The sequence below is a fragment of the Acetobacter oryzoeni genome (assembly GCF_004014775.2).
Classification (GTDB): Bacteria; Pseudomonadota; Alphaproteobacteria; order Acetobacterales; family Acetobacteraceae; genus Acetobacter; species Acetobacter oryzoeni.
Window position 1 is genome coordinate 615,840 of the sequence record NZ_CP042808.1, and the last position, 10,858, is coordinate 626,697.

Annotated in this window: 11 protein-coding genes; all 11 read left to right on the forward strand. The window is 58.8% G+C overall.

What is annotated here, in order from left to right; all coding sequences use genetic code 11:
• The first annotated feature begins 4 nt into the window (after window positions 1-4).
• The 11 genes from EOV40_RS02995 (at window position 5) to rseP (ending at window position 10,848) form a co-directional block, all read left to right on the forward strand.
• Window positions 5-2,377: a RelA/SpoT family protein gene (locus tag EOV40_RS02995; protein WP_208729250.1), complete on the forward strand. Its 2,373-nt coding sequence runs from the start codon at window positions 5-7 to the stop codon at window positions 2,375-2,377.
• Entirely contained in the window at window positions 2,374-2,781 is a 408-nt protein-coding gene (gene acpS / locus EOV40_RS03000) for a holo-ACP synthase (RefSeq protein WP_003622537.1), read from the forward strand. Before EOV40_RS02995 ends, acpS begins: the two co-directional genes overlap by 4 nt.
• A gap of 88 nt (window positions 2,782-2,869) precedes the next feature.
• Complete coding sequence (gene lepB, locus EOV40_RS03005) at window positions 2,870-3,676, forward strand: signal peptidase I (protein WP_128105002.1); 807 nt, start codon at window positions 2,870-2,872, stop codon at window positions 3,674-3,676.
• 14 nt (window positions 3,677-3,690) lie between these two features.
• Window positions 3,691-4,407 carry a ribonuclease III gene (rnc, locus tag EOV40_RS03010; protein WP_128105003.1) on the forward strand — a complete coding sequence of 239 codons (717 nt, stop codon included), beginning with the start codon at window positions 3,691-3,693 and terminating at the stop codon, window positions 4,405-4,407.
• Window positions 4,408-4,413: 6 nt separating this feature from the next.
• On the forward strand, window positions 4,414-5,316 hold the full coding sequence (gene era / locus EOV40_RS03015; RefSeq protein ID WP_128105004.1) for a GTPase Era: 903 nt from the start codon (window positions 4,414-4,416) through the stop codon (window positions 5,314-5,316).
• A gap of 113 nt (window positions 5,317-5,429) precedes the next feature.
• Window positions 5,430-6,167: a UMP kinase gene (gene pyrH, locus EOV40_RS03020; RefSeq protein WP_050819392.1), complete on the forward strand. Its 738-nt coding sequence runs from the start codon at window positions 5,430-5,432 to the stop codon at window positions 6,165-6,167.
• Between the two features lie 146 nt (window positions 6,168-6,313).
• Window positions 6,314-6,835 carry a ribosome recycling factor gene (gene frr / locus EOV40_RS03025; RefSeq protein WP_044583078.1) on the forward strand — a complete coding sequence of 174 codons (522 nt, stop codon included), beginning with the start codon at window positions 6,314-6,316 and terminating at the stop codon, window positions 6,833-6,835.
• A gap of 62 nt (window positions 6,836-6,897) precedes the next feature.
• A complete protein-coding gene (gene uppS / locus EOV40_RS03030) occupies window positions 6,898-7,638 on the forward strand; it encodes a polyprenyl diphosphate synthase (RefSeq protein ID WP_128105005.1) in 741 nt (246 codons plus the stop codon).
• Window positions 7,635-8,471, forward strand: a complete 837-nt coding sequence (locus EOV40_RS03035; protein WP_128105006.1) for a phosphatidate cytidylyltransferase — start codon at window positions 7,635-7,637, stop codon at window positions 8,469-8,471. The genes uppS and EOV40_RS03035 overlap by 4 nt, the downstream gene beginning before the upstream one ends.
• A gap of 75 nt (window positions 8,472-8,546) precedes the next feature.
• The gene (gene dxr, locus EOV40_RS03040) at window positions 8,547-9,704 is read left to right on the forward strand and encodes a 1-deoxy-D-xylulose-5-phosphate reductoisomerase (protein ID WP_128105007.1); all 1,158 of its coding nucleotides are present in this window, start codon (window positions 8,547-8,549) and stop codon (window positions 9,702-9,704) included.
• Window positions 9,705-9,735: 31 nt separating this feature from the next.
• Window positions 9,736-10,848, forward strand: a complete 1,113-nt coding sequence (gene rseP, locus EOV40_RS03045) for an RIP metalloprotease RseP (protein ID WP_128105008.1) — start codon at window positions 9,736-9,738, stop codon at window positions 10,846-10,848.
• Window positions 10,849-10,858: the final 10 nt, after the last annotated feature.

Here is a 10,858-nt window from a genome sequence, read left to right on the forward strand (position 1 = left end):
TCGGGTGGCGCATACGGGCGGCGATCATTCCCCTCCGGTTCCGGTTTCCGTTAAGGACTCGGGGGAGGGGATCATGCAGCCTGTTAAAACGGACGCTCCTGTAGAAAAAAACACGGCTCCAGTTCTCGCCGCAGAAAATGGCGGGCGGAGTGAGTTGAACTGTGAGCGTCTGGTCAACCGGGTGCTCAGTTACGCACCCAAGGCGGATGTAGAGAGCATTCGCCGCGCTTTTGCCGTGGCCTACAAGGCGCACGAAAACCAGAAGCGCGATAATGGTGACCCGTACATAACCCACCCGCTTGCCGTGGCCATGATTCTGGCCCGCTTCCGGCTGGATGTGCAGTCCATCTGCACCGCTTTGCTGCACGACACCATAGAAGATACTGGCGTTACCTACGATACGCTTAAGGCACAGTTCGGCCCAACAGTGGCCGATCTGGTAGATGGCGTTACCAAGCTTACCCGGCTGGAGCTGCAATCAGACCGCACCAAGCAGGCGGAAAACTTCCGCAAGCTTGTGCTTGCCATGTCCAAGGACATCCGCGTTCTGCTGGTCAAGCTGGCAGACCGTCTGCACAACATGCGCACCCTGCATTTTGTGGAGCGGCAGGACAGGCGGCAGCGCATTGCGCGTGAAACGCTGGATATCTATGCGCCGCTGGCCGAGCGCATTGGTATGGACCGCGTTAAGACAGAGTTGCAGAACCTGTCCTTCGCGCAGCTTGAGCCAGAAGCCGATGCCACCATCCGCACACGCCTGAACTATCTGCGCGGGCAGGGCGCGGATGTGATTGAAGAAGTGCGGCGTGAACTGCTGCGCCTGTGCCATGAAGCCGGGCTGAAGAACGTGCAGGTTTCGGGGCGTGAGAAATCTCCCTATTCCATTTGGGAGAAGATGCAGCGCCGTAATGTGGCGTTTGAGCAGCTTTCAGACATCATGGCCTTCCGTGTGATCGTAGATACGCGGGAAGATTGCTACATGGCGCTGGGTGCCGTGCATGCGGCCTATCCCATGATAGCCGGGCGGTTTAAGGATTACATCTCCACCCCCAAGGCCAACGGATACCAGAGCCTGCATACGGGGGTGACGCTGCGCTCCCCCCGCAACCAGAAGATTGAAGTGCAGATCCGCACGCAGGATATGCACGATGTGGCAGAAAACGGTGTGGCCGCGCACTGGGCCTATAAGGAAGGCACAGGCACGGAGGAAGGCGGCTATGGCGGCCTGCGCCGTCCACGCTGGGTGCAGGATCTGCTGGAAATTCTGGAAGCCTCATCCGTCCCGGATGAGTTTTTGGAAAACACCAAGCTTGAACTGTATCAGGATCAGGTTTTCTGCTTCACGCCCAAGGGGCAGCTTATTTCTCTGCCACGTGGGGCTACTCCGGTAGATTTTGCCTACGCCGTGCACAGCCATGTGGGTGATACCTGCGTGGGGGCCAAGATCAATGGTCGCCTGATGCCCTTGCGGCATGAGCTGGAAAACGGCGATCAGGTTGAAATCATGACGGCCCGTGGCGGCGCGCCTTCTCCTTCGTGGGAAAGGTTTGTTGTTACCGGCAAGGCGCGCGCACGTATCCGCCGTTATGTGGCGCAGCAGCAGCGTCAGGTCTCGCTGGATGGCGGGCGTGCCGCACTGGCTAAAGCCTTCCGTCAGGAAGGTGTGGATGGGTCTGAAAAGATTCTGGAAACCACGCTCAAGCCGCTCAAACAAAGCTCGCTGACAGATCTGTATGTGGCCGTGGGCGCGGGCAATCTGGCCGCGCGGGACGTGGTGCATACAGCGTACCCCGAACTCAAGCGCGTGCAGCGTGTGCCGCGTATGCTCTCCGGCCTGCCGGGTGTGCTGGGTACAGCAGGGCCGCGTGCACGTGGGGCCGGTGGTGGCTCTGGCCGCCGATCTTCCAACGCTGCTGTGCCGCTGGTGGGGCTGGGGGCCGGTGTGGCCGTGCATTACGCCGCTTGCTGCCACCCCTTGCCGGGGGACAGAATTGTGGGCGTGGTGGCGACAGGCCGCGGTGTCACAATTCACACCCGCACCTGCCAGACGCTGGAAAGTTTTTCCGCAACGCCAGAACGCTTTCTGGATGTGGATTGGGATTACGATGCCATGGCCCGCTCTGGCGGCGCCGGGCAGATGCGGGTTGGCCGTATCAGCATTGTGGCGGAAAACGAGGCCGCCGTGCTGGCCAATATCACCAACTCCATTTCCAAATCCGATGCGGCAATGGTGAACCTTAAAATCGTGCATCGCCAGCTTGATTTCACGGAAATTCTTGTGGATGTGGAAGTGCGCGATCTGCGTCACCTTTCCTCGGTTATTGCCAGCCTGCGCGCGGCCCCCGGCATTACGCAGGCAGACAGGGTGAAATCATGACACTGATTTCCGCCGGAGTGGATCTGTGCGATATGCGGCGGATTGCTCAGGCTCTGGAACGGTTTGGAGATCGGTTTACGCAGCGCGTGTTCACCCAGCAGGAACGCGCAAAGGCAGAAAGCAGATCTGGCCAGGCGCGTATTGGGGCCTATGCCAAGCGCTGGGCCGCGAAGGAGGCCTGTGCAAAGGCACTGGGCACCGGCTTTGCGCAAGGGGTGGCGCATAGCCAGATAGGCGTGCATAACCTGCCATCTGGCCAGCCAACATTGGTGCTTACCGGGGCGGCTGCACAAAAACTGGCGCAGCTTATGCCCCCCGGCACTGTGCCCCATATTGTGCTGAGCATGACGGATGAGCCCCCATACGCGCTGGCGCAAGTGCTGGTATCAGCCCGCAAGGCATGAACACCTGCCTTGACATCCAGCGCCCTGCACGGCTTGATCCGCCGGATTTTTCTTTTTTACTGAACCGCAGGAACGGGCGAGACAGCGTATGAGCACACCGGAACATCCTCCCACCACCGGGGCAAGCAAGCCCGAAAAGGGCGGAAATACCGTGCTGGACTCCCTGCGCACCATCGTAACGGTGGTGCTGGTGGTGACTGTGGTGCGCACCTTCCTGTTTGAATCTTTCGTGATCCCATCGGGCTCCATGATCCCAACCCTACAGGTGGGGGATTACATCTGGGTGTCCAAATTCAGCTACGGATATTCCAAATATTCCTTCCCGTTCTCACCCAACCTGTTTGAAGGGCGTGTTTTTGGGGCAGAACCGCATCGGGGTGATGTGGCTGTTTTCCGCTACACCAAAGATACATCGGTTGATTACATCAAACGTATTGTGGGCCTGCCGGGAGACCACATTCAGGTGACCAACGGCCATCTGATTCTGAACGGGCAGGAAGTGCCGTGCCTGAGCCCCCATACCTACACCACGCGGGATGAAACGCAGGTGGATATGGAAGGTGAAGCCTGCACCGAACAACTGCCCGGCAGCGCCAACGGCACGGTGGTGAAGCACGATATCCTTAAGCTGACGGATGAAGGCCCGCAGAACAACACGCCCGAATATGTTGTGCCGCCGGGTTACTTTTTTGCGATGGGTGATAACCGGGATGATAGCGCCGATAGCCGCTTTATGGGTGATGGCCCCAAGGATCTGGGCTTTGTGCCCATGGAAAATCTGGTAGGCCGTGCGCAGCGTATCTTCTTCTCGGTTCAGTCTTCCCACCCGTTCTGGCAGGTCTGGTACTGGCCGGCTGAAATCCGCTGGGCGCGTATTCTGCGGGGCGTATCGTGAGAAAACCAAACAACATGTCCGATGCTGCACGCTTCCGGCTGGAAGAACTGGAAGTGCGCTTGGGCTATCGCTTTGTTAATCCTGATCTGTTGCAGGAGGCGCTTACGCACCGTTCCGCCGCACATCAGAAGGCGGGCGGGCGCAAGCGGCAAAAAGCCAAGGGCGCAGGCTCTAACGAGCGGCTAGAGTTTATAGGGGACCGCGTTTTGGGCCTGCTGATGGCCGAATGGCTGCTGGAGCGCTTCCCCAACGAGCAGGAAGGCGCGCTGGGGTCTCGGCTGGCGCATCTGGTCTCTCGCGTGTCCTTGGCGGAAATTGCAGATCGGCTGGATCTGCCGCAGTCTCTCACTGTTGCGGCGCATGAAGCCCGCGCAGGCGTGCAAACGGCCGCCAATGTGGTGGCCGATGCGCTAGAGGCCGTGCTTGGCGCAGTTTTTCTGGATGGCGGGCTGGAGCCTGCACGCCAGATGGTACGGGATTGGTGGAAATCTGCGCTGGATGCGCAGGCACACCCGCCCAAGGACCCCAAAACCGCGTTGCAGGAATGGGTGCTTGGCCGCGGGCAAAGCCTGCCTGTGTATGAAACAATAGGGGCAGATGGCCCCTCTCACGCACCGCTGTTTGTGGTGCGCGTTACGGCAGGCGGCATGTTTGGTGAAGGCCGGGCAGGCAGCAAACGTGCTGCAGAAAGTGCCGCCGCCGCTGATTTACTAGAAAAACTGGAGGGGTAGCCCAGCATGGCTGATGATACCACGCGCTGCGGTTTTGCTGCCCTTGTGGGGGCGCCAAACGCAGGCAAATCAACACTTCTTAACCGCATGGCCGGGGCCAAGCTGTCCATCGTTTCGCCCAAGGCGCAAACCACGCGCTTTCGGGTTCTGGGCATTCTTATGCGCGGGCACAGCCAGATTTTGCTGGTGGATACGCCGGGAATCTTCCGCCCCCGCCGCAAGCTGGACCGCGCCATGGTGGCCGCGGCTTGGACGGGTGCTGAAGATGCAGACATCACGCTGCTTCTGGTAGATGCCCGCAGCGGGCTGACAGAAGCGGTGCAGACCATTATCGAGCGTCTGGCAGAAACCAAGCGCAAGGTCTGGCTGGTGCTGAACAAGACTGATCTTGTGCCTGCCACAGCCCTGCTGCCGCTTACGGCTGCCATTACGGAAAAGCTGCTGGTTGAGCATGTGTTCATGGTGAGCGCACGCACCGGCAATGGTGTGGAAGACCTGCTGGACAAGCTGGCCGCAAGCCTGCCCGAAGGCCCGTACCTGTACCCTGAAGATGATCTGACAGACCTGCCAGACCGGCTTTTGGCTGCTGAACTGGTGCGTGAGCAGATTTTTATGCAAACGCATGAAGAAGTGCCCTACAGCGCCACGGTGGAAACCGAAAGCTATAAGGAGCGGCCAGATGGATCTGTGCGCATAGATGCCACCATCTATGTCTCCCGCGCGGGGCACAAGGCTATCCTCATTGGCAATGGCGGGCAGAAAATTCGCCAGATTGGGGAGCGCGCACGCAAGCAGCTTTCCAGCTTGCTGGAACGCCCCTGCCACCTGTTTCTAAACGTAAAGGAACGCGGTGGATGGGATGAGGAGCGCGCGCGTTTGCGTGCCATTGGTCTGGACGACGTACCATAAACTACGGCATGGGCGCTTGTGGCCGTGGGCCATGAAGGATAAGAGGGGGCGATCTCGCCGTATCTGCATACGGTGTGGGATCTGTGTGGGACTTTCTGCAAGATCGAGGGCCAATGACTGCTTCTGTAGGCGAAAAGCCAAGCCGTAAACGCGTGTTGCTCAAGGTGTCGGGGGAAGCCCTGATGGGGAATGGCGCCTTCGGAGTGGATCAGCAGACGGTAGAACGCATTGCCCATGATATTGGCGAAGTGGTGCGTTCCGGCACGGAAGTGTGCCTTGTTGTGGGGGGTGGCAACATCTTTCGCGGGTTGGCGGCAGCCGCCAAGGGCATGGACCGTGCGCAGGGTGATTACGCCGGTATGCTGGCCACCGTTATTAACGCGCTGCTGCTGCAAAACGCGCTGGAGCGTGAGCAGATTGCAACGCGGGTGATGTCTGCCATCCACATGTCCTCCATTGCGGAGCCATATATCCGCCGCCGCGCCGTGCGGCACATGGAAAAAGGGCGTGTGGTTATTTTTGCCGCAGGCACAGGCAACCCGTTCTTTACCACGGATACAGCCGCCGCCCTGCGCGCTGCGGAAATGGAATGTGACATGCTGCTGAAAGGCACGCAGGTAGATGGCGTTTATTCCGCAGACCCCAAAAAGGATCCCTCCGCCAAGCGCTATGAAGAGCTGACATACATGGACGTGCTGGCCAACCAGCTTAACGTGATGGATGCCGCCGCCATTAGCCTTGCGCGTGAAAACCGTCTGCCTATCATTGTTTTCAATATTGGCGAGGAAGGGGCCTTCCCGCGTGTGATGCGCAATGAAGGGCCTTTCACACGGATTATCGAAGCCGCCTGAAAAGCGCCGCATCATTCTGGCACGCCTATGCCGCCAGAATGGCCGACAAACTGAACGGGGCGTGTAAGGCCATGCCCTTGTAGGATGCAACGGGAGAAAACACCGTGTCTGACTTGAATGCTCTGCTGGATGACCTGAAGCGCCGTATGGATGGCGCGCTGGATAGCCTGCGCCGTGATTTTTCCGGCCTGCGCTCTGGCCGCGCAAGCCCGGCTTTGCTGGAACCTGTGCGGGTGGAAGCCTATGGCGGTGAAGTGCCGCTTACACAGGTTGGCTCCATTGCTGTGCCAGAAGCCCGTATGATTACCGTGCAGGTGTGGGACCGCGCACTGGCTGGCGCCGTAGAACGCGCTATCCGTGATTCCGGTCTGGGCCTGAACCCGGCGGGTGAAGGCCAGACCATTCGTGTGCCCATTCCGCAGCTGACGGAAGAACGCCGTAACGAGCTGGCAAAAGCTGCGGCCCGTTATGCAGAAGGCGGCAAGGTGGCCGTGCGTGGCGTGCGCCGTGATGGCATGGACAAAGCTAAAGGCTTTGAAAAGAAAGGTGAAATCAGCCAGGACGATGTGAAAACCTGGTCTGACGCCATTCAGAAACTGACCGACCAGTATGTGAAAAAAATTGATGATATGCTGGCCGATAAAGACAAGGAAATCAAACAGGTCTGAGGCAGTATTGGTGCTTCTTCGGATGTGTTTGTGCACGTTAATGGGGTGGAACCCTGCCTGTTATGTCCACGCGGCTAGCTGATAAAAAACCGGCAATTCCAACCCATGTTGCTGTCATCATGGATGGAAACGGGCGCTGGGCGCGCGAACGCGGCCTGCCGCGCCTTGCCGGGCACAGGGCAGGGGCGGAAGCCGTGGCCCGTTGCGTGCGCGCGGCCATGCAGCGTGGCGTGGCGTATCTAACGCTGTATGCGTTTTCATCAGAAAACTGGGCACGCGGGCAGGAGGAGGTTTCAGACCTTACCGGCCTTTTGCGGTATTACCTGCGCCACAAGGTGCGGGAACTGCATAAGGAAGGCGTGCGCCTGCGCTTTATTGGTGATCTGGCCCGTTTTGATGACAGCTTGCGCGAAGAGCTTGCGCAGGCGGAATCCTTAACCCGTGGCAACAGCAAGCTCACGCTTATTCTGGCGCTTTCCTATGGTGGGCGGTTGGATATTGTGCAGGCCGCGCAGCGTTTGGCGCAGGAGGCCAAGAATGGCCGCATTGCGCCAGAACAGATTACAGAAAGCGTATTCACCAACTTTCTCTGGACCAGCGGCGTGCCAGACCCCGATGTGGTGGTGCGCACCAGTGGTGAATGCCGGCTTTCCAACTTTCTGCTGTGGCAGAGCGCGTATGCCGAACTGGTGTTTCTGAACGTGTTCTGGCCCGATTTTAACGAACGACATTTTGCGATGGTGCTAGACCAGTACGCCCAACGAGAACGGCGCTTTGGCGCGCGCCCGCAAGGCCCGGCATGAGCACGAACGCGCAGGATACCTCGGCTTGGCGTGATTTGCGCCCACGGCTGATGTCTGCCGCCGTATTGGTGGCTGTGGCTGGCACGTGCATCGGCTTGGGCGGCTTGGCGTATGATGCCCTTATTCTGGGCATGATGGGCGGCATGGCGGTAGAGGCCGCAGCCCTGTTTGGGCTTTCCGTTAAAAGCTGGCGCGGCGTGTTGTATCTGCTGTGGGCCGTATGTGCAGGGCTTTCTGCCGCAACCGGGTATTGGGCCTATTTTGGCGTTTTCTGCATCAGCTCCCTAGTGTTTGGTGCTCCGCTTTGCGCCATTATGTGCGTGATTATTCTGGCCGGCACCGCACTGCTGTGGCTGCGGCAGGGCAGCTTTTGGCCCGTTTTGTTTGTGATTGCCGTTGTGGTGGCCAGCGATAGCTCGGCCTATGTGGCAGGGCGTATTTTTGGTGGCCCCAAACTGGCGCCGCGTATCTCTCCGGGTAAAACACGTTCCGGCGCTGTTGGCGGCTTGGTGGGTGCTGTGGCTACCGGCGGTATTGTTGCCACACTTTCGGGCTTAGGTGGCGTGGGTTCCGCACTGGTGTGGGGTGGCATTTTAGGCATTTCCGCCCAAGCGGGAGATCTGGCCGAAAGCGCTATGAAGCGCGCCTTGGGCGTGAAGGATTCGGGCAAGCTGCTGCCGGGGCACGGTGGGCTGCTGGATCGGTTTGATGGGCTGGTGGTGGCTGCACCTGTGGCGGCACTGGTTTCTGTATGTGCGGGGGCTTCCATGCCGTTTTGGGCAGCGGGCGCACGCACCATTTTCAGGGCTCTGGCAGGCCATCTGCCGGGGTAGGGCCAATAGGTGGTGTGGCCGCCTGTTGGGCGGTCTGCCGCCGTTTGTATTTTCAGGTTTGGAAAGACGTTAAGCATGAGAACCGTAACCGTTCTGGGCAGCACAGGCAGCATTGGCTGTTCAACCGTAGATCTGCTGGAGCAGGCGCGAGACCAGTTTCGGGTACGGGCGCTTGTGGGGGGCAAAAATGCTGCCAAACTGGCAGAACAGGCCCGCAGCCTGAAGGCGGCACTGGCCGTTCTGGCGGATGAAACCGCGTTTGAGGAACTAAAAACCCTGCTGGCAGGCAGTGGCACGGAAGTAGCCTGTGGCCGTCAGGCAGTTATTGATGCCGCAGCCCTTCCGGCAGATTGGACAATGGCCGCCATTACCGGTGCTGCGGGGCTGGAGCCTACGCTGGCAGCGGTAAAAAACGGCAAAAGCATTGCGCTGGCCAACAAGGAAGCCTTGGTGTGTGCCGGTGATGTAATGCTGCGTGCCGTAAAGGAAGCAGGTGCCACACTGCTGCCTGTGGATTCTGAGCACAACGCTGTTTTTCAGGCTATGGCCGATCGGCAGATTGATCAGGTTGAAAAAATTATTCTCACAGCATCCGGCGGTCCGTTCCGCACCTCCACGCTGGAAGAAATGCGCGTAGCCACCCGTGCGCAGGCGCTCAAGCACCCAACATGGAGCATGGGGGCCAAAATCAGCATCGATTCTGCCAGCATGTTCAACAAGGGGCTGGAAGTTATTGAGGCCGCCCGTATCTTCAATCTGCCGGAAGATAAGATTGATGTGCTGGTGCATCCGCAATCTGTTGTGCACGGCATGGTGCAGTACACAGATGGTAGCCTGATTGCCCAGATGGGTTCTGCCGATATGCGTATTCCCATCGCACACACGCTTACATGGCCCAAGCGTATGGCCACTACGTCTCCGCGTCTGGATCTGGCAGCTTTTGGCAAGCTGGAATTCTATGCGCCAGATGAAGTGCGCTTTCCCGCGCTGCGCCTTGCGCGTGAGGCCCTGCGTAAGGGGGGGGCGGCATCTGCCATTCTTTCCGCTGCCAATGAAATTGCGGTTGATGCCTTCCTGCATGAACAGATCGGCTTTTTGGATATCTCCCGCATTGTGGAAGAGGTGATGGTGGCCCTGGGCGCACCGCCAGCAGATACGCTGGATGCCGTGCTGCATTGGGATGCCGAGGCACGCCGTGCCGCACAACGCCTGATTCCCGCCCACGCGGCTTGAGAAAACGCAGCCCCCAGCCGATATCGGAAGAATGATGATACACGATTACCTGCGTACACTGCTTTCCTTCGTTTTCGTGCTGGGTGTGTTGGTGAGCTTTCACGAACTTGGCCACTATCTGGCGGCCAAGTGGCGCGGCGTGCATGTGGAGGTATTCTCGCTCGGGTTTGGTCCGGCCCTGTTCCGCTGGCGCGATAAATCCGGCACGGAATGGCGTGTCTGCCCCATTCCCTTGGGTGGCTACGTGCGCCCCCACGGGTTTGAAGACCCCGAAGACGCCACGCCAGAGCAAAAAGCCGCGTGGATTAAGGGCCGCACCTTCCATGATAAATCGGTTTTCTCCCGCGCCATCGTTATTCTGGCGGGGCCGATTTTTAACTTCATTTTAGCCTTTGTGCTGTTTGCGTTGCTGTTTGCCACAACGGGCCAGCCGCATGTGCGTGATCAGATTGCAACCGTCATGCCAAATGGTGCGGCGGCTGTGGCAGGCGTGCAACAGGGCGATGTCATTCAGCGTATCGGCAGCCACGATGTCACGGGTGTGGAGGATATTCAGGCCACCATTTCCACACAGGCTGGCGCACAAACCACGCTGACCGTCAAACGCGGCGAACAGAGCGTGACGTTGCCTATCACCATCGGCAAGGCCCCGGATTCGACTCCTCAAAAACCGCATGGTCAGCTTGGTATTATTTTTGCCACGGAAGTGGGCAAGCCACTGCCATTTCCGCAGGCTATGGCGGCGGGCGTAAAAGCTACGTGGAACGCCAGCGTGCAAACGCTGGATGGCGTGTGGCAGATTCTTACTGGCCAGCATACAGCCAAAGATTTGGGCGGTCCGCTCAAGATTGCGCAACTTTCCGGGCAGGTGGCGCAGTATGGGTTTGCCAGCCTGTTGTCCTTTATGGCGCTGCTTTCTGTTAACCTCGGGCTGATTAATCTCTTCCCCGTGCCGCTTCTTGATGGTGGACGTCTGGTTTTTTATGCCATAGAGGCAATAAGAGGCCGCCCGGTTTCCAAGCGGGTGCAAGAGATCAGTTTTCAGGTTGGATTTGCATTGCTTGCAGGCCTGTTCCTGTTCTCCACGTTCAATGACCTTTCAGGTTTTGGCCTGTTCAGGTGGATTGCTTCGCTTGTAGGATGAATGACGGCGG

Bases quoted from the DNA above. Each gene is read 5' to 3' on its own strand.
- acpS (WP_003622537.1), top strand. From the start codon at position 2,374: ATGACACTGATTTCCGCCGGAGTGGATCTGTGCGATATGCGGCGGATT.
- lepB (WP_128105002.1), top strand. From the start codon at position 2,870: ATGAGCACACCGGAACATCCTCCCACCACCGGGGCAAGCAAGCCCGAA.
- rnc (WP_128105003.1), top strand. From the start codon at position 3,691: ATGTCCGATGCTGCACGCTTCCGGCTGGAAGAACTGGAAGTGCGCTTG.
- era (WP_128105004.1), top strand. From the start codon at position 4,414: ATGGCTGATGATACCACGCGCTGCGGTTTTGCTGCCCTTGTGGGGGCG.
- pyrH (WP_050819392.1), top strand. From the start codon at position 5,430: ATGACTGCTTCTGTAGGCGAAAAGCCAAGCCGTAAACGCGTGTTGCTC.
- frr (WP_044583078.1), top strand. From the start codon at position 6,314: ATGGATGGCGCGCTGGATAGCCTGCGCCGTGATTTTTCCGGCCTGCGC.
- uppS (WP_128105005.1), top strand. From the start codon at position 6,898: ATGTCCACGCGGCTAGCTGATAAAAAACCGGCAATTCCAACCCATGTT.
- EOV40_RS03035 (WP_128105006.1), top strand. From the start codon at position 7,635: ATGAGCACGAACGCGCAGGATACCTCGGCTTGGCGTGATTTGCGCCCA.
- dxr (WP_128105007.1), top strand. From the start codon at position 8,547: ATGAGAACCGTAACCGTTCTGGGCAGCACAGGCAGCATTGGCTGTTCA.
- rseP (WP_128105008.1), top strand. From the start codon at position 9,736: ATGATGATACACGATTACCTGCGTACACTGCTTTCCTTCGTTTTCGTG.